The sequence below is a fragment of the Methylobacterium aquaticum genome (genome assembly GCF_016804325.1).
Classification (GTDB): Bacteria; Pseudomonadota; Alphaproteobacteria; order Rhizobiales; family Beijerinckiaceae; genus Methylobacterium; species Methylobacterium aquaticum_C.
Genome location: NZ_CP043627.1, coordinates 4381981 through 4405159 on the forward strand (window position 1 = coordinate 4381981; position 23179 = coordinate 4405159).

Sequence of the window (23179 nt, forward strand, 5' to 3'; positions counted from 1 at the left end):
ATCGTGCGGGCCGACATCCGGGGCAGGCGCCGTCACCCGGGAACCGGCCCGCGCGGCAGCGGCAGGGCCGCCGCCTCCTTCAGCGTGTCGAGCACCACCGAGGAATGGACGTGCGCCACGCTCTCGTGAGGCAGGAGCACGTCGTTGATGACGGCCGACAGCGCCTTCAGGTCGGGCACGATCAGCTTGAGGAGGTAATCGCTGTCGCCGGTCATGACGTGGGCCTCGAGCACGCAATCGAGGCCGCGGACCAGCTCGGCGAAGCGGCGGGCATTGTCGCGGTTGTGGGTGGCGAGCGCGACCTTGGTGAACACCGTCACAGTGAGGCCGAGGGGGCCCGGCGCCAGCTCCGCCCGGTAGCCCCGCACCACGCCGCGCTCCTCCAGCCGCAGGCGGCGGCGCGAGCACTGGCTGGCCGAGAGGTGGACCCGCTCGGCCAGTTCCTGGTTGCCGAGCCGGCCATCCTCCTGGAGTGCCGCGAGGATCTTCAGGTCGAACCCGTCGAGGGGGAGGGAATCGGTCATCGCGAGCGCCATCCATGCACGAACCGTGCATGTGAGCCCGGTCGGCGCCCGGGTTTCGCACGCCCCGCGCGGGCCGTCCATGCTGTGATGCGCATCAGGAATTCAGGACACGCATTCACCAGGAGTGGAACGATGGGCCCCTATCCGCACGACGCCCCGGCCGCCCAGGTCACCGCCGCCAACCCGATGGGCACGGACGGGTTCGAGTTCGTGGAATACGCCCATCCCGAGCCCCAGGCGCTGCACGACCTCTTCCGCGCCATGGGCTTCTCGGCGGTCGCGCGCCACCGCACCAAGGCGATCACCGTCTACCGCCAGGGCGACGTGAACTATCTCGTCAACGAGGAGCCCGGCAGCCACGGCCACCGCTTCGTCGCCGCCCACGGCCCCTGCGCCCCCGCGATGGCGTTCCGGGTGGTCGATGCCGAGGCCGCCTACGATCGGGCGATCGCGCTCGGCGCCGAGCCGGCCGACGGCGAAAAGACCCTGGACGTGCCGGCGATCAAGGGCATCGGCGGCTCGCTGCTTTACTTCGTCGAGACCTACGGGGAGAAGGGCTCGCCCTACGAGGCCGAGTTCGAATGGCTGGCCGAGCGTGACCCGAGGCCGGCAGGGCTCGGCCTGTTCTACCTCGATCACCTGACCCACAACGTGCATCGCGGCCGGATGGGCGTCTGGGCCGGGTTCTACGAAAAGATCTTCAACTTCCGGCAGATCCGCTACTTCGACATCTCGGGCAAGCAGACCGGACTGTTCTCGAAGGCGCTGACCTCGCCCGACGGCAAGATCCGCATCCCGATCAACGAATCGGCTGACGAGAAGAGCCAGATCGAGGAATACCTGCACGCCTATAACGGCGAGGGCATCCAGCACATCGCCTGCGGCTGCCGCGACATCTACGCGACGATCGAGGCGTTGCGCGCGCGCGGCGTCGCCTTCATGCCCGCGCCGCCCTCGGTCTATTACCGCCGCATCGACAGGCGCCTGCCCGGGCACGGCGAGCCGCTGGAGCGGATGGAGCAGAACGGCATCCTGATCGACGGCGAGGGCGTGGTCGAGGGCGGGATGACGAAGATCCTGCTGCAATTGTTCTCGGCCAACGCCATCGGGCCGATCTTCTTCGAGTTCATCCAGCGCAAGGGCGACGACGGCTTCGGCGAGGGCAACTTCAAGGCCCTGTTCGAATCGATCGAGGAAGACCAGATCCGCCGCGGCGTGCTTACCGTCGAGGGTGCCCGCGACGCGGCGGCGTGAGGGGCGGTGGGGGAGGGCTCTCCGGGGACAGGCATGGCGCAGGCTTTCCCCCTCCCCCTCTGCGGCAGGGCTGTCCGGTGAAAGATTGAGGCGCGAGTTTTCCCCCTCTCCCCGCGGGCGGGGAGAGGCCTTCACCCCCCTCGTCGGGGGTGAAGGGAGCCCGCAGGGCGAGGGTGAGGGGGGCTCAGGATGAGGCTCTTCCGGAACCTCCCCCTCACCCTCGCTCCGGCTTTCGCCTCCGCTCACTTCATCGACGACAAGGTCGATGAAGTCCTCTCCCCGCCCGCGGGGAGAGGGGGGGTTCCCGCGCCTCTTCTTTTCCCCGGACAGCCCTGCCGCCCGCGGGGGAGGGTGCCCGGCGGAGCCGGGCGGGAGAGGGGCAGCGCGACGCTGGTCCAGCGGGAGCCTGTCAGAACGGTTCAGTCTTGTCCGGAAGCGGCGTCCCCTCTCCCGCCCCACTCCGCCGGGCACCCTCCCGCAGAGAGGGGAGGGGAAATCCGCGCTATTTCTTTTCTCGACAGCGCGTCTCCACCCCCGGGACGCAATCCGTTTCGCCACCGGACCGGCTCTCATCCCAGACTGCCGGCAAGTAGAGCATCGCCTGTCCTCCTCATCGGGGAGCAGAAGACCGCAGCACTCTCGATTTAGAATAATATCGAGATCGGTTCCGAAACAGCGGCGAAGCCGCCCCCGACCCGCCCTGTCCTTCCCGTGTCCCAACTCAATCGCCCGGAGCGGCCCTATGGCACGCGCCGTGACCTTGCCGTGCAGGCGGGTTCCCGCGTATCAGGGCCCCGCGCGCCGCCTCGGCCCGCGTCCCACCCCCGCCGGATCGACATGCTGAAGGCCTTCCTCGCCTATTACCGGCCCTATCGCGCCCTGTTCCTCCTCGATTTCGGCTGCGCCATCCTGTCGGGCCTGCTCGAGCTCGGCTTCCCGATGGCGGTGAAGGCCTTCGTCGACGTGCTGTTGCCGCAGCAGAACTGGAACCTGATCGTTCTCGCCGCCGCGGGGCTGGCCCTGCTCTACGTCGCCAATGCGGGGCTGATGGTGGTGGTGACCTATTGGGGGCACGTGCTCGGCATCAACATCGAGACGACGATGCGGGCGCGGGCCTTCGACCACCTGCAGACGCTGTCGTTCCGGTTCTTCGACAACCAGAAGACCGGCCACCTCGTCGCCCGGGTGACGAAGGACCTGGAAGAAATCGGCGAGGTCGCCCATCACGGGCCCGAGGACCTGTTCATCGCCGTGATGACGCTGTTCGGCGCCTTCGGGCTCATGCTGTACGTCCACCCGCCGCTCGCGCTGATGACCGCCGCGATCCTGCCGGTCATCGCCTTCGTCACCGTGCGCTACGGCGGGCGGATGACGCAGAACTGGCAGGCGCAATACGGCCGGGTCGGCGCGTTCAACGCCCGCATCGAGGAGAATGTCGGCGGCATCCGGGTGGTGAAGGCCTTCGCCAACGAGGCCCACGAACGCCGCCTGTTCGCCGCCGACAACGAGCGCTACCGCGCCACCAAGCTCGACGCCTACAAGATCATGGCGGCGAGCCTGTCGCTCAACTATCTCGGCATGCGCCTCGTCCAGATCGTGGTGCTGCTCGGCGGCGCCGCCTTCGTGGTGCGGGGCGATCTCAGCCCCGGCGGCTTCGTCGGCTTCCTGCTCCTCGTCGGGGTGTTCTACCGGCCGCTGGAGAAGATCAGCGCGGTGGTCGAGACCTATCCGAAGGGCATCGCGGGCTTCCGCCGCTACAGGGAGCTGCTCGCGACCGCTCCCGACATCGTCGACCGGCCGGGCGCGGTGTCCGCGCCGGCACTGCGTGGCGAGATCCGGTTCGAGGGCGTGCGCTTCGGCTACGGCGACGGAAGGCCGGTGCTGGAGGGGGTCGACCTCGCGGTGCGGGCGGGGGAGACCGTCGCCTTCGTCGGGCCGTCGGGGGCCGGCAAGACGACCCTGTGCTCCCTGGTGCCGCGGTTCTACGACGTCGAGGCCGGGCGCATCACCATCGACGGGCACGACATCCGCGACCTGACGCTCGCCTCCCTGCGGGGCCAGATCGGCATCGTGCAGCAGGACGTGTTCCTGTTCGCCGGCACGATCCGCGAGAACATCGCCTATGGCCGGCTCGACGCGGGCGAGGCCGAGATCCGGGAGGCGGCGCACCGCGCCCGGCTCGACGCCCTGATCGCGATGCTGCCCGACGGCCTCGACACGGTGGTGGGCGAGCGCGGCGTCAAGCTCTCCGGCGGGCAGAAGCAGCGCCTGGCGATCGCCCGGGTCTTCCTCAAGAACCCGCCGATCCTGATCCTCGACGAGGCGACCTCGGCGCTCGACACCGAGACCGAGCGCGAGATCCAGCAGGCGCTGGCCGAGCTGGCGGAGGGCCGCACGACGCTCGTCATCGCCCACCGCCTCGCCACCATCCGGCACGCCGACCGCATCGCCGTGGTGGCGAACGGGCGCATCCAGGAGCAGGGCTCGCACGAGGCACTGGTCGCGGCGAACGGCGCCTACCGGCGCCTGCACGCGGCGCAGGGCGGAGTCGCCGCGGCGGAGTAGGGCCTGGCGCATCCTGCGACGAGCCGGTTGCCGGTTCGTCGCGAAAAAACGCCGCGAGATCGAGGATCCGGAGAGCGCCGCGAGGGCGGCGCGATCGTGACGCTCTCCGGTGTCGGGGCGGTCAGTGCGCGGCGGTGTGGAGCGCCCAGACGTCTTCCTCGACGTCGAGCAGCGTCTCGTGGACCTGCCGCGCCAGGGCGAGCGCCGCCTCGTCGCTGAGCCCCGAGCCGCCGAAGCGGGCGATGACCGCGAGCGACTCGACCGACAGGGCCTGCCGGAAGCGCGCGAAGCCTCCCGGACACTCGGCCTCGTAGGACAAGGCGAGATCGCGCAGGACATGCGCGAGCAGTTCCGCGGCGGGGGGAGGGGTGGGGGGACGGCCCTTGGCGGCCGTCATCTCGTCATATGCCAGGATCATGCCCGCGCAGGTAGTACTTGATCTATGCTGGAAATACCCGGACACACAGCCTAGGCCGTATGGCGTAGTGCGGCTGTGACGCTTCTGTTCCATCTCTGGCAAAGGGTATCCGGCCTGAACGTTGCGGGATATCGTTGGGTTTATCATGATGCCACGTAATTCGGGTTGATATAGTATCAATCAGACAAAATTTTTTCCTATAGGAAAACTACCAAAGTTCGTTTTATTTTATGTGCGGTTATCGATAAACGATATTTGGCAGGTTCGCCAGATGTCACGATCGAAAGATAGACGTGAATGAACGATTATTGTGCCGTCCGCCTCCGAATATCTGGGCACGGCGACTTTTGTACGCCGCCATCCGGCCTAATGCGCGTGAGGGCGAGAACGGTCGGGGCTTGCCGGGTGGACCGGGACACCGGCGAACCGGGCTTGACAGGCTGCGAAAAAGCCGCCCGTCCGGAGGGCGGGCAGCCCGGCTCCGGGAGCCGGAACTGCCCTTGAGGGTCTTCGCCGCTCGCTCTTGACGGCCCGGCGCCGGGGAGCCGCAGGCGGTGGGGGATCAGGCGGCACGCGGCTCCGCCGCGACGGCCTCGGCCACGGCGTCCCGCGCATCGAAGGCGTGGATCCAGCCGAAATCCTCGGGGAAGCGCGCCATCCGGGCGTCGCGTCGCGCCAGCCCCTCCGGACCGATGGAATCGGGCAAATGCAGGAGCCGGTTCGTCGCCCAGGCGCTGCGCTGGATCGTGCGGGTGCGGGTTCGGCGCAAGGCTTGGTAGCGCCGCATCATCCCGTCGAGGTCCCGCGCCCCGCCCGCGGCCAGCAGCTCGGCCAGCGTCACGGCATCCTCGATCGTCGTGTTGGCGCCCTGGCCGTGATGGGGCAGCATGGCATGTGCGCTGTCGCCCATCAGCACCGCCCGGCCGCGATGCCAGCGCCGTAAGGGATCGGTGACGAACAGGCCCCAGCGCTGGGTCTGGGGGATAGCATCGATCATCTCGATCACGGCAGGGTGCCAGCCGGCAAAGCCCGCCCGATGCTCACCCGCCGCGATGCCGGTCAGCCAGCGCTCGGAGGTCCAGGTCTCCGGCCCCTCGACGACGGCGAAGAAGTTCACGGAATCGGCCTCCCCGCCGATGGCGTAGTGCAGCAGGTGCGCGTCCGGCCCCATCCAGAACTGGATCGCTTCCGGGTCGGTGAGGGAAGGCAGCAGGCCCATCGGCACCACGCCCCGGAAGGCGCTGGTGCCGGAGTAGCGCACCCTCTCGCCGCCGGTGATCCAGCGCCGCACGGCCGAGCGCACGCCGTCGCCGCCGATGACGAGGTCGGCCTCGACCTCGACGCCGTTCGCGAAGGTCAGTGCCATCACGTCGCCGTTTTGGTCGAGGGCGGCGAGGCGGTGGCCGAGATGCAGGCCTTCGCCGGCGAGGCCCCCGCTCAGAACCTTTTGCAGGTCGGCCCGGTGCACGCCGTAATACGGTGCGCCGAACCGGGTTCGATAGGCGCCGCCGTCGCGGACGGGATGGGCGGCGATCCGGGCGCCGCTGCGGCCGTCGCGAAAGATCAGCTCGGTCGGCTCGGTCGAGACGGCGGCGAGCGCCGGTCCGAGGCCCAGCCGCGCGAGCTCGCGGGTGGCGTTGGCCGAGAGCGCCACGGCGGCGCCGATCTCGGCCAGTTCCGCCGCCTGCTCGTAGATTTCGGCCCGCAGGCCATGGGCGCGCAGCGCGAGGCCGAGGGTCAGCCCGCCGATGCCGCCGCCGATCACGGCGACGCGCAGGGGCTTTCGGGGAGCGGGTGATGGCGATGGCATGTCGGATCTCCCTGGACGACTCGCGGAATCGATGGACCCCGCGCGAGGCATGCCCGCGCGGGGAGGGGACGGGTCAGGTGCTCTGGAGCGCCGGGGCGAGGCGGGCGGCGGGCGTGCCGAGCCGGCCCTTCAGCATGATGCTCGCGGCGGCGATCAGCGCCGGCACCGCCACGATGCCGAAGGTCGCCGGCAGACCCATGCCGAGCCCGATCAGCGAGGCGCCGATCATCGAGCCGACCACCGAGCCGACGCGGCCGACGGCGTTGGCCCAGGCGACGCCGGTGGCGCGGTTGGCGGTGGGGTAGTAGCTCGCCGAGAGGGCGTTGATGCCGATCTGCGAGCCGGCGACGCAGAAGCCCGCGCCGAACACCGCCACCACCAGGAGGGCGATCGAGCCGGTGGCGCTGCCGATCAGCGCCACGAAGCCGGCCGCCGCGAGGTAGGACAGCGCCAGCACCACGTGCGGGTTCGCCCGGTCCATCAGTGCGCCGAGCACCAGCCCGCCGACGGTGCCGCCGGAGGCGAGCATCACGGTGACGAGGGAGGCTTCCTTGAGGGTGAGGCCGGCGCTGCTGATGATGGTCGGGAGCCAGCTCGACAGCAGGTAGAAGATCAGGAGGCTCATGAAGAAGGTGAGCCACAGGCACAACGTGCCGGCGACCAGGCCGGGCTGAAACAGCTGGCCGATCGGCGAGCCCTTCGGCTTGGCGATGCCGGTGAAGACGGCGCCGGAAAAATCTTCCGCGGGGGCGATGCGGCGCAGGAGCTTGGCCACGCTCTCGGCCGGGGCCTGCTTGAGCACCAGGAAGCGCGCCGATTCCGGCAGGCCGAGGACCAGCACCGGCACCAGCACGAGGGGCAGCACCCCGCCGATCACCAGCACCGAGGGCCAGCCGAAATCGGCGATCAGGTGCGCCGCCGCGAAGCCGCCGAGCGCCGAGCCGACGGTGAAGCCGCAGAACATCGCCATGGTGAGGAACGACCGGCGATGCTCGGGGCAGTATTCCGAGGTCAGCGTGATGGCGTTCGGCATCGCGCCGCCCAGGCCCAGACCCGTGATGAAGCGCAGGATCGTCAGCATCTCGATCGAGGTCGACCAGGCCGAGGCGAGGCTGGCGAGCCCGAAGAAGGCCGTGGTGACGATCAGCGTGCCCTTGCGGCCGACCCGGTCGGCGAGCGGGCCGAACAGGAAGGCGCCGATCATCAGGCCGAACAGCCCGGCCCCGAACAGCGGCGCCAGCTGCGCCTGGGTCACGCCCCACTGGCTGCGGAGCGCCGGGGCGATGTAGCCGATGGCGGCGGTGTCGAACCCGTCGATGGCGACGACGAGGAAGCACAGCAGCACGATCCGCATCTGGAATCGCGACACGCCGTGGCGGTTGATGACGTCCTGGACGTCGATGCTGCGGGGATGGGGCATGGCGTCGGGTTCCTCCTGGATGGTTTTTTGGGATTTCTTGGTTTTGCGCCGGGGGCGTCTGTACTGTCGAGATCATCGACAGATCTTTCATCCTCCGCGTCATTCTGGGGCCGCGTAGCGGAGCCCGGAATCCAGAGCCGCGGGACTGTCAGAACAAAGCGCAGCGCGTTCCGCCTCGTCCGGCACCACCTATGCGTCTGGATCCCGGGCTCCGCTTGCGCGGCCCCGGGATGACCCCGAGGGTTGTGAGGGGCAGGAGTGGCGCGCTCTCCGCCCACATTCGGTCACCCGATCGCCGACGGATGCCGCGCCAGCGGCGTCACCCGCATCGTCATGAACGGGAACAGCGGCAGGCCGGACAGGATGTCGTGCAGTTCGTCGTGGCTCTCGACGTCGAACACGCTGATATTGGCGTAGCGGCCGGCCACCCGCCACAAGTGTACCCACTTGCCCTGGCGCTGGAGATCCTGGGCCCGGGCCTTCTCGTCGGCCTTCAGCTTGGCGACATGATCGGGATCGAGGCCGTGCGGGATCGCGACGTCCATCTCGACGCAGTACAGCATGGGATCAGCTCCGGGCGTAGTGGCGCAGCTTGTCGGGATCGAGGGTCACGCCGAGGCCGGGGCCCTCGGGCAGGTGAACCGCGAAGTCGTGGAAGGCGAGCGGCTCGGTGACGAGGTCGCCGGTGAGGATCTGCGGCCCGAAATGCTCGCAGCCCCAGGCGAGATCGCGCAAACCCGCGAAGGCGTGGAGATGCGCCGCGGCGCCGACCGAACTCTCCAGCAGGCAGCCGCCATAGAGCCCGATGCCGGCGGCCTCCGCCACCGCCGCGACCTTGCGGAGTCCCACGAGACCGCCATGCTTGACGAGCTTGAGCGACACGGCGTCGGCTGCGGCGGCCTGCGCGACGCCCATCATGTCGTGGGGGGTGAACACGCATTCGTCGGCGAGCAGCGGCGGCACGCCGTCCCTGGCGCGCAGGCGGCCCATCCCGGCGACGTTCCAGGCCGGCAGCGGCTGCTCGACGAGGGCGATGCCGAGATCGGCGAGACGGGGCAGGCAGCGCCGGGCGATGGTCTCGTCCCAGGCTTGGTTGGCGTCGACGATCAGCGTCGCGCGGTCGGACAGCGCCTTCGCCAGGCGGGTCAGCCGGGCGAGGTCGGCCTCGGGGGATTGCGCGCCGATCTTGATCTTGAAGGTGCGGTGCAGCCGTGCCGCGAGCTTCCCCTCGGCTTCCGCGATCTCCTGGTCGGGATCGCCGGAGGCGAGCGTCCACAGGACCGGGAAGCTGGTGCGCACCGCCCCGCCGAGCAGGGCGGCGACCGGCAATCCGAGAGTCTGGCCGACCGCATCGAACAGGGCGGTTTCCAGCGCCGCCTTCGCGGCGTTGTTGCGCTTGGCCGCCGCGTCCAGGCGCTCGCCGGCGGTGACGAAGCGGTCGGCCGGTTGCCCGATCAGCGCGGGGGCGAGGTAGGTGTCGATGGTGGCCTTGATGCCCTCGACGCTCTCCTCGCTCCAGCGCGGCCCCCCGAGCGTCGCCGCCTCGCCGATGCCCTCGACGCCGTTGGCGAGGCGAAGCTGCACGATGACGTAGCTCTGGGCGGTGACCGAGGTCTGGGACAGCTTGTGCTTTCGCACCGTCGGCACGTCGACGATCGTCGTGCGGATGTCGGCGACCGCCAGGTCTCGGGCCGGGGTGTGGCGCACGGTGTCGTGGAGCTGGTTCTTCGCGAGCATGGGGGTCTCGGGATGTGTGGGGTGGGGTCGGTTCGGGCGTGAGGCGCGCGGTTCCAGCCCTCCCCCTCCGCGCAGGGCTGTCCGGGGAAGAAGAAGGCGCGGGTTTCCCCTCTCCCCGCGGGCGGGGAGAGGGCTACGGACCCCTTGTCGGGTCCGTAGCAAGCGGAGGCGCAGCCGGAGCGGGGGTGAGGGGGTGTTTCCGGAGGAGCTACATCCGGCGCCTCCCCCTCACCCTCGCGGCGAACCTGCGGTTCGCAGCTCCCTGAGCCCCTTTGGAGCTCAGGCCTCTCCCCGCCCGCGGGGAGAGGAGATTGCCCGTGCCTTCTCCTTCCCCGAACGGCCTTGCGCAGAGGGGGGAGGGTTCGGGCGTCGCGCTTCAGGCCGCCTCGGCGTGCGGCCGCACCACCACCGGGTCGGGCGCATGCGCCACCTCCGGGTTGAGCGCGAAATCGAACCGGATGGTCGAGAATGGTGCCGCGAGCCCCGCCGCCGCGATCGCCGCCGGATCGGTGACCGGCACCACCTCGGCGATCAGCCCGTCGCGGGTCGCGAAGGCGAAGTCGTCGTGCAGGTAGGGGTCGTCCGAGAGGTTGATCTGCGTCGTCAGTTGCCGGTGGCCGGGGCCGGAGACGAAGAAGTGGATATGGGCCGGGCGCTGGCCGTGGCGGCCGAGCTGGTCGAGGAGCTTCTGGGTCTGGCCCTGCGGCGGGCAGCCGTAGCCCTTCGGCAGGATGCTGCGGAAGCGGTAGCGGCCCTCCCCGTCCGTCTCGATGCGGCGGCGCAGGTTCCAGGTGCTCTGGCTCCGATCGAAGACCGAGTAGTTGCCGAGCGTGTTGGCGTGCCAGACATCGACGATGGCGCCGGCCACCGGCGCGCCGCCATCCCCCGTCACCCGGCCCTCGACGATCAGCACCTCGCCGTCCTCCGGGTCGTCGTCGAGGCGCGCCTCGCCCTTGGCCAGGGGTGCGCCGGCGACGTAGAGCGGGCCCTCGATGGTGCGCGGCGTGCCGCCCTCGATCCCGGCCGCCCGCTCCTTGGCGTCGATGCACAGGTCGATGAAGTGCTCGATCCCGAGCCCCGGCATCAGCAGGCCGAACTCGTTCGCCTGGCCGGTCTCGGTCAGGTAGCTCATCGCGGTCCAGAACTCGCTCGGGGTCACGTCGAGATCCTCGACGATCCGGCAGGCATCCTCGACGACGCGTCGCACGATCTGCTTGATGCGCGGGTTGCCGGCCTCGGTCGAGAGGCCCGCGACCTTGTCGAACAGGGTTTGGGCCTCGGCGGAATCGGCGATCTTCGTGGTCATTTGGCGTTTCCTTTCTTTGCTTGGTTGTGGGGGGATCAGCCGAGGTCGCCGCCGGCCACCGGCATCGTCAGGCCGGTGACGTAGGAGGCCTCGTCGGAGGCGAGGAACAGGATGGCGGCGGCCTGCTCGGCGGCGGTGCCGTAGCGGTGCATCAGGCTCGACGCCCGGGTCTGGGCCACCACCTCGGCGATCCAGGCGCGCTCCTGGTCGCTCGGCGGGGTCGGGTTGCGCAGCACGCGCCGGGGCGGCGCCTCGGTGCCGCCGGGCGCGACCGCGTTCACCCGGATGCCGTGCTCGGCGTATTCCCACGCCAGGCAGGCGGTCAGCGCGTTCACCCCGCCTTTGGCGGCGGCGTAAGGAACGCGGTTGACGCCCCGCGTCGCCACCGACGACACGTTGACGATGCTGCCACCCCCACCCGCCAGCATGTGCGGCAGCGCCGCCCGGCAGCACCACAGGGTCGGGAACAGCGAGCGCCGGATCTCGGCCTCGACCTCGTGCGGGGCGTAGTGGGCGAACGGCTTGAACCAGATCGAGCCGCCGACATTGTTGACCAGCACGTCGAGCCGGCCGAACCGCGCGACGGCCGCCGCCATCACGCCCTCGCAGCCCTCGAAGGTTTCGACGTCGGCGAGCTGCACCGCGGCCTTGGCGCCGCAATCGCGCGCCTCGGCCGCAATCTCCTCGACGATCGCCGAGCGGTCGGTGAGAAGGAGGGCGGCGCCCTCGCGGGCGAGCCGCAGGGCGACCTCGCGGCCGATGCCCTGCGCGGCGCCGGTCACCACCGCAACCTTGGCCGAGAAGCGGCCGGGCGAGACGAAGCCCGTCATGCTCCACCCCCGGCGCCGCTCGCCGCGAATTTCTCGTAGTGGAAGCTCGCCGGAGTGAGCCCGCGCTCGGCGAAGGTCTTGCGGACCGCGTCCACCATCGCGGGCGGTCCGCACAGATAGGTGTCGATCGCGCCGCCATGCAGGTGGGCGTCGGCGAGGTGCTCGGTGACGTAGCCCCGCTTCGCGTGCCGGCTGTCGGGGGAGGCGACGCAGGTCTCGAAGCTGAAGCCCGGGATCTTCGCCTGCGCCTCTTCCAGCGCCCCGGTCTCGACGAGGTCGGCATCGTGGGTGACGCCGTAGACGAGGTGGATCGGCTGGTCGGTGCCGGTCTCCACCACCTTGCCGAGCATCGACAGGAACGGCGCCAGGCCGGTGCCGCCGGCGAGCATCAGGACCGGGCGGCGGATCTCGCGGAGGTAGAAGCTGCCCGAGGGGCCGGTCAGGTCGAGGCTCGCCCCGGCTTGCGCGCCTTCCGCCAGGTAGGTGCTCATCAGCCCGCCCGGGATGTTGCGGATCAGGAACTCGGCCTGCCGACTGCCCGGGACCGAGCTGAACGAGTAGGACCGCGCCTGACCGCTGCCCGGCACCGCGATGTTGACGTACTGGCCCGGCAGGAAGCCGACCGGCTCATCGGTCTCGACCGACAGCCCGAAGGTGGTGTCGGACAGGCGCCGCACCGCTGAAACTCTGCTCTTGAGGGCGGCGGCCTTGGTCTTGCAGACCTCGGACGAAGCCGCCACCGCCAGCACCAGATCGGTCCGCGGCCGCATCTGGCAGGCGAGGCCGTAGCCTTGCGCGGCCTCGTCGTCGGTCAGCGCGTCCTCGATGTAGCTGCCCGGATCGAACCGACCGGATTCGCAATGGACCCGGCAGGTGCCGCAGGCCCCGTCCCGGCAATCGAGCGGGATGTTGATGCCGAGGCGGTAGGAGGCGTCGGCCACGGTCTCGCCGGGCCGGCAGGCGATGAAGCGGGTGACCCCGTCCTCGAAGTTGAGCGCGACAGTGTTCACGGCGCCATCCCTAGATGTGATAGACGTCGATGACGTGGTGGATGTAGTCGTTCTTGAGGATCACCTTCTTCCTCTTGATCAGCGGAGCCTCGCCGCTGGTGTCGAGGGTGTAGAACGACGTGCCGAAATGGGTATCCACCGTCTTGTAGCGGTAGTTGAAGGTGAGCCAGTTGAAGCGGAGTCTGCAGCTGGTCTCGTCCTGCTCCAGGATCTCGACGTTGGAGATGTTGTGCGAGGTGCGCGGCTCCGGTAGGCTGGTGGCGCTCGACCGCTCGGTGCGGATGCGGAACACGCGGTCCTCCAGGCCGCAGCGGCTGTCGTAGTAGATCAGCGAGACGTCGGTCTGCGGATCGGTGACGAGCTGGTCGTCGTCGTCCCAGGACGGCATCCAGAACTCGACATCGGGGGCATAGAGCGCCAGCCAGGCGTCGAAGTCGCGGTCGTCGAGGAAGCGGGCCTCGCGGTAGAGGAATTGCTGCACCTGCTCCAGGGTGAGGGGCATCGGAGGGCTCCGTGTGGGCGTGCGGGGGCGCTCAAGCCCCGGTGGGGGCGGCGCCGTGGGTGTTCCGGGTCGGTCGATGAGTCAGGCTCCCGAACCCTCCACCCTCTGCGGGGGAGGGTGGTCCCTGCGTCAGCAGGGGCCGGGAGAGGGGCAGCGCGACGTTGATTCAGGAGGCGCCCTGCATGGATCGCGCGACCTTTCCGGAAGCGGCGTCCCCTCTCCCGCCCCACTCCGTGGGGCACCCTCCCCCGCAGAGGGGGGAGGGGTCGGGAGGCGTTGGCTTACGGCAGGTGCCGCCGCATCGTGTCCATCCAGTAGCGGTGCTGGATCGCGAACAGGCCCTCGTCCTCGGTCTTGGCGCCACTGAGCAGCGGCTTCAGCCCGATCGCCCGCGCGCCCTCGTCCGCCCCCTCGATCCAGTGCTGGGCGCCGCGGCAGAGGTCGTTCCACCGCGCCGCGCGGCCGCGATAGCCGATCTGGCAGGCGCGGAATTCCTCCAGGTCGTCCGGGGTCGCCATGCCGCTGGCGTTGAAGAAATCCTCGTATTGCCGGATCCGCCGCGTCCGGGCCTCCGGCGCCTCGCCCCGCGGCGCGATGCAGTAGATCGTCACCTCGGTCTTATCGACGGCGATCGGCCGGTAGGTCCGGATCTGCGACGAGAACTGGTCCATCAGGTAGACGTTCGGGTAGAGGCAGAGATTGCGCGACCGGTTGATCATCCAGTCGGCCATCGCCTGGCCGTGCTGCTCGGCCAACTCGCCGCGACGGTCCCAGTTCGGCCGGTCCTCGGGGTTGGCCCAGGTGGTCCAGAGCAGCAGGTGGCCGTGCTCGAACGAGTAGAAGCCGCCGCCTTGCTTGGCCCAGCCGCCCGCATCCATGGCGCGGGTCTTGTCGACGACGTGCGATTCCTTGCGCCGGCTGGTGGTGGCGGCGTAGTTCCAGTGCGTCGCGCTGACGTGGTAGCCGTCGGCGCCGTTCTCGGTCTGGAGCTTCCAGTTGCCGTCGAAGACATAAGTGGAGGAGCCGCGCAGGACCTCGAGCCCGTCCGGCGACTGGTCGACGATCATGTCGATGATCCGCGTCGCCTGGCCGAGATGCTCGGTCAGCGGCTTTACGTCGGGGTTGAGGCTGCCGAACAGGAAGCCGCGATAGTTCTCGAAGCGGGCCACCTTGGTCAGGTCGTGCGAGCCGTCGCGGTTGAAGCTCTCGGGGTAGCCGGCGCCATCCGGGTCCTTGACCTTCAGGAGCTTGCCGCCGTTGCTGAAGGTCCAGCCGTGGAACGGGCAGGTGAAGGTCGCCTTGTTGCCGCGCTTGTGCCGGCACACCATCGCGCCGCGGTGGCTGCACGCATTGACGAAGGCCTGCAGCTCGCCCTTGCGGCTGCGGGTGATGACCACCGGCTGGCGGCCCATGAAGGTGGTGAAGTAGTCGTTCGGGTTCGGGATCTGGCTCTCGTGGGCCAGGTAGATCCAGTTGCCCTCGAAGATGTGCTGCATCTCCAATTCGAAGATGTCGGGATCGGTGAAGATGTCGCGCCGACACCGGAACACGCCGGTCTCCGGGTTCTCCTCGACCGCGCCTTCGACCACCTGATGCAGATCGTCCAGCATGTTCGTCTCCCTACCGCACCGGCTGTTTTCGAGACGAGGGCGGTCGTTGCCGGTCCACGCGCTGTGCGGGCTGGCTCTGATCTCGCTCTCGTCTTGCGCAGGGTGGTGTGGTCTCGGGAGTGTCTCGTCCCGGGCCTCGCTCGCGCCCTGAGCGTTTCCTCTTTTTCCGGTTCTAAGGAAGCGCCATAAGGAGGTCCAAGACCGATTGGGAACAAAACCATTCCTGGCAGGAATGATCGGGCGGGAATCATCGGGCAGGAATCCTTGGGCAGGAATCCTTGGGGAGGAATGAGTGGAGCTGCGCCACCTGCGCTACTTCGTGGCCGTCGCCCGCGCGCAGAGCTTCACCCGCGCGGCGGAGGCGATGCACGTCGCCCAGCCGGCGCTGAGCAAGCAGGTGCAGCACTTCGAGGAGGAGTTCGGCCTCGAACTGATCGAGCGCGGCTCGCGCCCGGTGCGGCTGACCGAGCCGGGCCGGGTGATCTACGAGCAGGCGCTCCAGATCCTGGAACGGGTCGACGACCTGCGCGAGACCGGCCGGCGCCTGCGCGTCGCCGAGCGCAACAGCTTCCGCATCGGCTTCGTCGCCTCGACCCTCTACGGGCGCTTGCCCGAGATTCTGCGCGGCTACCGGACGAAGCGCCCGGACGTCGACATGACGCTCCTCGAATTGCTGACGCTCGAGCAGATCGCGGCGCTGAAGGAGGGCCGGATCGATGTCGGCTTCGGCCGGGTCGAGATCGAGGACCCGGCGATCGAACGCGTCCTCCTGCGCAACGAGCGCCTGATCGTCGCCGTGCCGATGGCCTGGGACGCCGCCCGCCCGCCGGGGCCCCTGAAGCTCCGCGACCTCGCCGAGACGGCCCTGATCCTCTACCCGAAGAGCGCGCGGCCCAACAACGCCGACCGCATCCTGGCGCTGTTTCGCGAGCACGGGGTGCGCCCGCCGGTGATCCACGAGGTGCGCGAACTCCAGACCGCCCTCGGCCTTGTCGCGGCGGAAGCGGGAATCTGCGTGGTGCCCGCCTCGATCGAGCGCCTGCGCCGCGACGGCGTCGCCTACCGGCCGCTCGACGAGGATCGGGCGCTGATCCCGGTCATCATGAGCTACCGCAAGAACGATCCGTCACCGGAGATCGGGCTGATCCTGCAGTGCGTGAAGGACGACTACGAGCGGGAGGGGTTGCGGTTCGGGGTGTGAGATCCTGTTTGAGTATGATTTTCCATAAAATATTTGAGCGAGGCGGGATCGTCTCATCCCCTCACCTCATCCTGAGGTGTTAGCCGATTGAAAATCGGCTGACCTCGAAGGAGGACTCCAGGGATCGCAGAGGCTTCTGGAAGCCTCCTTCGAGGTCAGTCGATCTCCGATCGACTGACACCTCAGGATGAGGTGGAAGGATAGGATATCCGATGATCCGTTTCAGCTCCGGTCAGACCGATCCGCTCAAACAGGCTCTTGGAGGCACTCGTTCCACTCTAACGGTCGTTGGAAACGATCCTTGGGATCGTCGCCAGGCCCAACGTCCCGGACATCCGGGCCCGACCAGGATCGAATCGTTGCGTCGGCCTCGTGGGCCGTCGACATCACAGGAAGCAGAGTCGGTGCGCCGCGTCGTCTTCCCGGGACGGCGCATGGTTTCGGGATGGGGCCGCCGACCCGATCGACCCGTGACATCGGTGCCGGGCCGCCCCGGCAAGGGGGCGGCCCGTCTTTCTCGTCGCGCTACTGCCGCTGCTGGGGCGGCTGTGCCTGCGATTGCTGCTGCTGGATCAGCGGGGTGATCCGGCGCACGGTCACCCGGCGGTTCTCCCGCGAGGCGCCTTGCGTGTTCACCTTCAGGTACTGCTCGCCGTAACCCTGGGTGGTCAGGTTCTCCGGCGGCACGCCGAAGTCGCGGGTCAGCACCTCGGCCACCGACTGGGCGCGCCGGTCGGAGAGCGAGAGGTTGTCGACGTCGCTGCCGACTGCGTCGGTGTAGCCCTCGATCAGGAACACCTCCTGCGGGTTGTTCTTGACCGCCTGGTTGATCGCCGCCGCGATGGTGGCGAGGCGGCGGGCCTGGTCGGGCGTCACCTGCCAGGAGCCGGTATCGAAGGTGATCGTGTCGATGTCGACGCTGCGCATCCGGGCGCGCAGGGTCGGGCTGTAGCGCACCTGGTCGAGGGTGTAGCGCCGCTCGACCGGGGCGACCGGCGGGGCGGTCAGCGCCTCGTAGATCGCGCCTTCGTCGGCCTGGTCCGCCTCGACCACGTAGCGCTCGCGGGGGATGCGGATGTCGGGCGGCGGCAGCACCACCACGTCCTGCGCGATCGACCGCGGCGGGCCGGCGTAGGAATTGTCGATCAGCACGACCTCGCGCCCGTCCGGCCCGCGGCGGTAGCGCCGCAGCAGGCGGCCGTCGTCGTCCACCACCGTGAAGACCTGGTAGCCGCCGGGGCGGTCGATGATCGTCACGGTGTCGCGGCCGCGTCGCTCGATGCGGGCGTCGCGGTCGAGCAGACGGAAGCGCTCGGTCTCGTCGTGGCGCAGGTAGTAGCGGTCGTCGTCGCGGACGATCACGCGGCCGGGCTCGCGGACGATCAGGCGGCCGCCCTCGTTGAACTCGCGCCGGGCCCGGCGGACGTCGTCGTAGCTGCGCACGTCGATGTCGCCGCGGCGGAAGCCGCCCGGAACGTAGTCGGGTGCGTCGCGGCGATAGCCGCCGGGCAAGTCGCCCCGGTCGTCGAAGCCGCGGCGGTCGCCGTCACGGCGATCGAAGTCGCGCCTGTCGCCATCGCGCCGATCGAAGTCGCGGCCGTCCGGACCACGGCGGTCGAAGTCGCGCCGGTCCTGATCGCGCGGATCGCGCCGGTCGAAGCCGCGGTCGTCGCGGTCGTCGGGCGGTCCGCCCGCGCCGCCGGGCACGAAGGGCCGTCCGGGCACGCCGGGCTGCTGGTTCGGGGGAAGCGGCGCACCGTTCGGGCCGGCCCCGGGCGCATCCGGCCGGCCCGGGCCGCGGCCGGGGCCGCCGGGCTGCGGCGCGTCGGGCGGGGGCGGCGCCGCGCGGCCCGGGGCAGGAGGCTGGCCGGGCGCCGGGGGTTGCGGAGCCGCGCCCTGGCCCGGCGCGGGAGGCTGGCCCTGGCCGCGCTGCCCCGGCGCATCGGGTCCGCGACGATCCTCGCGGGGGCGATCCTCGCGGGCGTCGGGACGGTCGTCGCGGCGGTCCGGCCGCGCATCGGGGGCCGGACGCTCGCGCGGCTCGGGCCGTCCGGCCGGGCCGCGATCCTGCGGCGGGGCCGGCGGACGGCCGGGCTCCTCGCCACGCGGGGCGCGCGGCTCTTGCCTGTCGGGACGATCCTGCCGGTCGGGACGATCCTGCCGGTCGGGACGGTCCGGTCGGTCGGGACGCTCCGGGCGTCCTTGCGGACCACGCTCCGGCTGGTCGGGCCGCTCGCGCTGCTGGGGTTCGGGACGCTCGCGGGGCGGGCCCGTGCGCTCGCGCGGCTCCGGCCGCTCGGGACGTTCGCGCTGCGGTTCCGGGCGCTCCTGCCGCGGCTCGGGGCGCTCGCGGGGCTCGGGCCGGGGGGCAGGGCGCTCCTGACGAGGTTCGGGCCGTTCCTGGCGCGGCTCAGGGCGTTCCTGCCGCGGCTCGGGACGTTCGCGCGGCTCCGGCCGCTCGGCCGGGCCCCGCTCCGGACGGGGACCGCCGCCCGGGCCGCCGGGGCCACGCTCGCCAGGGCCGCGCTCACCAGGGCCTCCTGGCCCGCCGGGTCCGCGCTCGCCGGGGCCTCCGGGGCCACCCTGGGCCAGCCGGATCACGTCGTCGCCTCGCGCCGCAACCGGGCTCGCGAGAACGGGCTGGAGCAGCAGGGCCGGCAGGATCGTGCCGGTCAGCAGCAGCGCGCGGGCAGGGCGCATCAAGGGAAAACCTCTCGTCCGTCGTCGGTCCCTTCGAACACCGCGACGGCCGATTGGTTCCCTTCGGTCAGAGGACCCGACCGGTCAGGGCGTGGCGACCGGGGCGGTGCCCGGGGCTGCGACGGTCACTGCCGCCTGCGGGCCGTCCGCCTTCGCGACGAGCGGCACCGGGATCAGGTTGGGGGCGATGATCCGGATCGCGGGGCGCTCCTCGGGCCCGGCCGTCCGGGGCGTCTCGGCGGCCTCGGACGCCTCCTCGACCCGGGTCGCCGCGGTGGCGGCGAGCGTCGCGGCGGCCCGGTCGGCGCGGCCGACCAGGGTCAGGCGCACCTTCGGCCGCGACATCGCCTCGGCCTGGGCCGGGGTGACGAAGATGTCGCCCTTGTGGCGCACCAGCATGCTCTCGGCCTTGACCAGGGCCTGGGCCCAGGTCTGGGTGCCCTTGCACGAGCAGTTCGGCACGAAGGTCTTCTGGAACTTGAAGGCGTTCGGCAGGGCCGAGTAGGCGCGCTTGGTCTGGATCGCGGCGGCCTGGGCGAGGCCGCCGTCGGTCGGCGGCATCGAGTAGGCGGCGGCCTCGGTCCCGGGGCAGAGGGCCTGGCACATCTCGTTGGCGCCCTCCCGCCCGTCGGGCAGGTTCGGCATCGGGAAATAGGCGCCGTCGCACATCCGCACGCAGATCACCTGCGACCCGCCGCGCCCGAACCCTTCGGCCGGCTTCGACTGGAGCGCGGCGGCGCTCGGCAGGCCGATGCAGGATTCCTTCACGGCGGCGATCAGATGCTCGCGCCGCGCGTTCGAGACCTCGCGCGCGCCGGCGCCGTAGCCGGCATTGAGGGCGCGGATGCGCTGCTCGACCTGGGCGCATTGCGGCGGCCGCATGTCGAAGAACAGGAAGCGCCCGCCCTCGCAGCCGATCGACTGGCGGTAGGCGACGAGCTGCTGGATCTCCTCGACCTGGCCGCGGTTCGATTCGCGTTGCAGGCCGGCGAGCTCGGCGCGGAAGCGCTGGCAGGCGGCCGCATTGGGCTCGGCCAGGGCAGCCTGACACAAGGAAAGGGTCGCAAGGATGCCGGCGAGGAGCCGGACCGTGAAGCGTAGCAGCGGCATGGTGTTCGGGGACCGGCCGTTATGCGGGGACGATCCGCCCGACAGGGGCGGCGGACGAGAACGAGCCGCCCCATGGGCGGGGACGCCGGGCCCGGTGGGCCTGGATCCAAGCGTGGCGGGGCGGGACGGCCCCGTTCTAGCCGCCCTCGCCGCCGCGCGACAGCCTCCCTACATACGTTAAGCTTCTTTGCGGAAAGGTTGACGCGATGGTGTGGCGGCGGGGTCTCACGGCTCTCTGCGGGGCGGTCTGTCTCGGGCTGGCGGCGGGTGCGGCGCTCGCGCAGGAGCCGGATCGGATCTTCGACAAGTCGACGGTCTGGCGGCCGCTGACGCCGAACGACAAGCTCGTGGTCTACGGCATCGACGATCCGGACGTGGCCGGCGTCGCCTGCCATTACACCCAGCCGGAGAAGGGCGGCATCAAGGGCACCCTCGGCCTTGCCGAAGAGGTCTCCGACATCTCGCTCTCCTGCCGGCAGGTCGGGCCGGTCAAGTTCAAGGGCAAGATCAAGCAGGGCGAAGTCGTGTTTAGCGAGCGCCGCTCGCTGATCTTCAAGAGCATGCAGATCGTGCGCGGCTGCGACGCCAAGCGCAACACCCTGATCTACATGGTCTACTCGGACAAGGTGGTGCAGGGCTCGCCGAAGAACTCGACCTCGACGGTGCCGCTGATGCCGTGGGGGACCGAGCCGCCGCCGAAATGCGGCGACTTCCTGGGCTGAAGGCGGTCTTCCGCGCCGGGCGTCAGCCCGCGTCGCGGAGCCGCTCGCCGGCCTCGCCGTAGCCGAGCGCGGCCGCGGCGCGGTTGGCGATGCCGCGGCTGAGCACCGTCCATTCGAGGTCGTTGATCGCCTTCACGAGGCGCTCGCGCTCGGGCATCTCGGCCTCCTCGTCGGGTCTGGCCTCGGCGAGGTTCACCGCGGCGATCAGCACCCCGTCGCGGGCATCCTCGATCCGGGGATCGCGCTCGACGTTGCCGCGCACGTCGTCGTCGAATCGCCGGACGATCGTCCAGGGCAGCGCGTCGGCGCCGCACCCCGACGGATAGCCCCGGGCGACGAGCCGGGCCTGTGCCGCGGCCTCCCGGACGAGTTCGACGAGCTTGGCGACCATGGCCTATCCGCAGTGACGGTGTGGAGCGGGAACCCGCGAATCGGCTCGCGGGTCCCAGGGCGGAACGCTTACCGCGCCAGCCGGCCTTCCGCCGCCGCCTTGGCCATCTCCTCCGCATCCGCCGGCAGCAGGGTGCGCTCGGCCACCATCCGCTCGGCCGCCGCCCTGACGGCGGCCGCGTAGGCGTCCGGATCCGGGTAGCGCTCCTCGAGGGAGGGCCGCGGATCGCGGGCGGCCTGCGCCTCCGCCTTCGTCGCCGCGAAGGGCAGCACGCCGCCCTTCTGGTTGCACAGGGTGTCGGCGGCGACGCCGCGGGTCGGGTTCCAGGCGGTGTAGGTCGCCCGCGGCGCCTCGATCAGCGGCAGGCGGATCCCCGCCAGCGTGTTGCCGTCCGGATCGACCTTCGGCAGCAGCAGCGGGTAGGTGCCGCGCACCACCGGCGGGTCGCCGGGCTCCACCCACTGCGCCGGGTTGTAGAGGCCGGCATAGGGCAGGCCGGGAATCGGCGGGTAGAGATGCGCGGGCTGACCCAGCGTGCCGTCGGCCCGCGAGGGATAGCGGCTCGGCGGCGGCGCGACGCGATCGGTGATCCATCCCTCGAGCGCGACGAGGAGCGCCCGCGACGCGGCCCCGGCATGGACCGGGCTCGCCGGCAGGGCGCAACCGGGCACGCTCGCGGTCCTGGCGTCCGGATCGGCGAAGTGCGGCGCCCCGGTGACCATGTAGACCCGGACCTCCGGCGGCTGGGCCAAGTCGGCGCCCCGCGTGTCGGTGGTCACGAGCGCGCCGCGGGAGCCCCACAGCTCGTACTCGCTGTCGACATGCATCAGGAGCGGGCAGGTATTGGACGAGCGGCAGCGCAGGAGGAGGCCGTCGCGCCGCCCCGTCAGGGCGTCGGTCGTCGTCTCGTAGGCGAAGGGGAACTGGTCGGCCGGGTAGTAGCGGTCGAGATGGGGGCCGGGATTGCGCCCGGGCTGGGCGAAGCGGGCATTGGTGAAGCTGCGCCGGCTGCCGGCGATGTGCGGCATCATCCCGTCGAACACGATCCGGCCCCGCTCGTCCTCGTTGAGGCCGAGATAGAGGAGATCGCGCAGCACCCGCCCCGATTGCGAGATGCCGAAGCCGACCGCCCGGTCGATGGTGCTGCGGCCGTTCGCGGCGAGGGGGTTCCGGTCGCTCGCATCGTGGCGCAGGAAGGTCGCCACGTCGCGGATCGCCGCGAGGCCCATTCCCATCACCGCCGGGTCGCGGGCGGTGTAGCTCAGCTCGTAGAGGGCGCTGCCGTCGAAGCCCTCGGGCCGGGTGATCGCGATGCGCGTCGGATCGAGGAAGCGGAACGACAGGCCGGGCGGCGTCGTGCGCGGATCGTCAGGCTTCGCCCGCACGGTGAGGCGGGCCTTCTCCGGGGCGAGATCGGCGGCCGGCCAGGTCAGCGGCGCCTCGACCGGGGATTGCGTGGTCTCGAAGCTCCATTCCTCGCGCGACGGCCCGGTGATCCCGGACAGAACCGGCAGGCGGATGCCCATCCCTGCGCCGGGGGCGATGTCGCCCTGCCAGCCGATCCAGGCGAGCGTGTAGCCCCGCGACAGCAGGAAGCCCCGGCCGGCATCGCCGGCCTGGTCGAGCCGGCCCGACGCCGCGGTCGAGGAACCCTCGACCAGCGGGCCGATCAGCTTGCGGCCGCGATTGGGGATCTCGACCAGGAGGAGCCCGTTGGGGCGCTCGGGCCGCAGCAGCACCACGTCGGCCGTGGCCTCGACCCGGCCCTCGGCGTTGCGGGGCGCCAGGGCCAGGTCGGCGATGATCGCGTTGTGGGGGTCGGTCGGATCGAGGGCGATGGTCGCCCGGCCGGTGATCTTCTCCGCCTGTCCGCGCTCGCCGAAGCTGCGGCCCTGCAGGGCCGGCTTCTCCGCCGCGACGGTCTCGAACCGCGTCACCTCCGCCCCGGCCCGCCCGGCGGCGAGGCCGCATCCGAGCATCGCCAGGGCCACGGCCCTCGGCATCCTGGTCATCGCTGATTCCCCCCTGGCGGCGCCACGGGCGGGCGCCTTCGGCGGAACCCTAGCCGT

Annotated in this window: 19 protein-coding genes; 4 read left to right on the forward strand and 15 right to left on the reverse strand. The window is 70.6% G+C overall.

The window, feature by feature from the left end; translation table 11 throughout:
* Positions 1-32: 32 nt before the first annotated feature.
* On the reverse strand, positions 33-524 hold the full coding sequence (locus tag F1D61_RS20005) for an Lrp/AsnC family transcriptional regulator (RefSeq protein ID WP_203153496.1): 492 nt from the start codon (positions 522-524) through the stop codon (positions 33-35).
* A gap of 132 nt (positions 525-656) precedes the next feature.
* On the opposite strand from F1D61_RS20005, the gene hppD reads away from it, so the two are divergent.
* Positions 657-1778: a 4-hydroxyphenylpyruvate dioxygenase gene (hppD, locus tag F1D61_RS20010; protein ID WP_203153498.1), complete on the forward strand. Its 1122-nt coding sequence runs from the start codon at positions 657-659 to the stop codon at positions 1776-1778.
* A gap of 837 nt (positions 1779-2615) precedes the next feature.
* Complete coding sequence (locus F1D61_RS20015) at positions 2616-4343, forward strand: ABC transporter ATP-binding protein (protein ID WP_203153500.1); 1728 nt, start codon at positions 2616-2618, stop codon at positions 4341-4343.
* Between the two features lie 121 nt (positions 4344-4464).
* Here the strand turns inward: F1D61_RS20015 and F1D61_RS20020 are convergent, their stop codons facing one another.
* The 10 genes from F1D61_RS20020 to benA form a co-directional block, all read right to left on the reverse strand.
* Positions 4465-4761: a hypothetical protein gene (locus F1D61_RS20020; protein WP_203153502.1), complete on the reverse strand. Its 297-nt coding sequence runs from the start codon at positions 4759-4761 to the stop codon at positions 4465-4467.
* 562 nt (positions 4762-5323) lie between these two features.
* Positions 5324-6571, reverse strand: coding sequence for an FAD-dependent monooxygenase (locus F1D61_RS20025; RefSeq protein WP_203153504.1), 1248 nt, complete (start codon positions 6569-6571; stop codon positions 5324-5326).
* A 73-nt stretch (positions 6572-6644) separates the two neighbouring features.
* A complete protein-coding gene (locus F1D61_RS20030; protein ID WP_203153506.1) occupies positions 6645-7991 on the reverse strand; it encodes an MFS transporter in 1347 nt (448 codons plus the stop codon).
* Between the two features lie 284 nt (positions 7992-8275).
* Entirely contained in the window at positions 8276-8554 is a 279-nt protein-coding gene (gene catC, locus F1D61_RS20035) for a muconolactone Delta-isomerase (protein ID WP_203153508.1), read from the reverse strand.
* Between the two features lie 4 nt (positions 8555-8558).
* Positions 8559-9728, reverse strand: coding sequence for a muconate/chloromuconate family cycloisomerase (locus tag F1D61_RS20040; RefSeq protein ID WP_203153509.1), 1170 nt, complete (start codon positions 9726-9728; stop codon positions 8559-8561).
* A 376-nt stretch (positions 9729-10104) separates the two neighbouring features.
* Positions 10105-11034 carry a catechol 1,2-dioxygenase gene (gene catA, locus F1D61_RS20045; protein ID WP_203153510.1) on the reverse strand — a complete coding sequence of 310 codons (930 nt, stop codon included), beginning with the start codon at positions 11032-11034 and terminating at the stop codon, positions 10105-10107.
* Between the two features lie 35 nt (positions 11035-11069).
* Positions 11070-11864 carry a 1,6-dihydroxycyclohexa-2,4-diene-1-carboxylate dehydrogenase gene (locus tag F1D61_RS20050; protein ID WP_203153511.1) on the reverse strand — a complete coding sequence of 265 codons (795 nt, stop codon included), beginning with the start codon at positions 11862-11864 and terminating at the stop codon, positions 11070-11072.
* Entirely contained in the window at positions 11861-12874 is a 1014-nt protein-coding gene (gene benC / locus F1D61_RS20055; RefSeq protein WP_203153512.1) for a benzoate 1,2-dioxygenase electron transfer component BenC, read from the reverse strand. The genes F1D61_RS20050 and benC overlap by 4 nt, the downstream gene beginning before the upstream one ends.
* Before the next feature lie 10 nt (positions 12875-12884).
* Positions 12885-13376, reverse strand: coding sequence for a benzoate 1,2-dioxygenase small subunit (benB, locus tag F1D61_RS20060; RefSeq protein WP_203153513.1), 492 nt, complete (start codon positions 13374-13376; stop codon positions 12885-12887).
* A gap of 281 nt (positions 13377-13657) precedes the next feature.
* Positions 13658-14986 (reverse strand): benzoate 1,2-dioxygenase large subunit, encoded by a 1329-nt coding sequence (gene benA, locus F1D61_RS20065; RefSeq protein ID WP_203153515.1) that lies wholly within the window; start codon positions 14984-14986, stop codon positions 13658-13660.
* 292 nt (positions 14987-15278) lie between these two features.
* Here benA and F1D61_RS20070 point away from each other — a divergent pair, with 292 nt between their 5' ends.
* Complete coding sequence (locus tag F1D61_RS20070) at positions 15279-16187, forward strand: LysR family transcriptional regulator (protein WP_203153517.1); 909 nt, start codon at positions 15279-15281, stop codon at positions 16185-16187.
* Positions 16188-16712: 525 nt separating this feature from the next.
* On the opposite strand, the gene F1D61_RS20075 is transcribed toward F1D61_RS20070, so the two are convergent.
* Positions 16713-18887 carry an OmpA family protein gene (locus F1D61_RS20075; RefSeq protein ID WP_203153519.1) on the reverse strand — a complete coding sequence of 725 codons (2175 nt, stop codon included), beginning with the start codon at positions 18885-18887 and terminating at the stop codon, positions 16713-16715.
* An 84-nt stretch (positions 18888-18971) separates the two neighbouring features.
* Entirely contained in the window at positions 18972-19997 is a 1026-nt protein-coding gene (locus F1D61_RS20080) for a DUF2865 domain-containing protein (protein WP_203153521.1), read from the reverse strand.
* Positions 19998-20203: 206 nt separating this feature from the next.
* On the opposite strand from F1D61_RS20080, the gene F1D61_RS20085 reads away from it, so the two are divergent.
* On the forward strand, positions 20204-20719 hold the full coding sequence (locus tag F1D61_RS20085; RefSeq protein WP_203153523.1) for a CreA family protein: 516 nt from the start codon (positions 20204-20206) through the stop codon (positions 20717-20719).
* Positions 20720-20741: 22 nt separating this feature from the next.
* Here F1D61_RS20085 and F1D61_RS20090 read toward each other — a convergent pair whose 3' ends face one another.
* A complete protein-coding gene (locus tag F1D61_RS20090; protein WP_203153525.1) occupies positions 20742-21110 on the reverse strand; it encodes a hypothetical protein in 369 nt (122 codons plus the stop codon).
* A 68-nt stretch (positions 21111-21178) separates the two neighbouring features.
* Entirely contained in the window at positions 21179-23113 is a 1935-nt protein-coding gene (locus F1D61_RS20095; protein WP_246775427.1) for an alpha/beta hydrolase domain-containing protein, read from the reverse strand.
* Between the last annotated feature and the right edge of the window lie 66 nt (positions 23114-23179).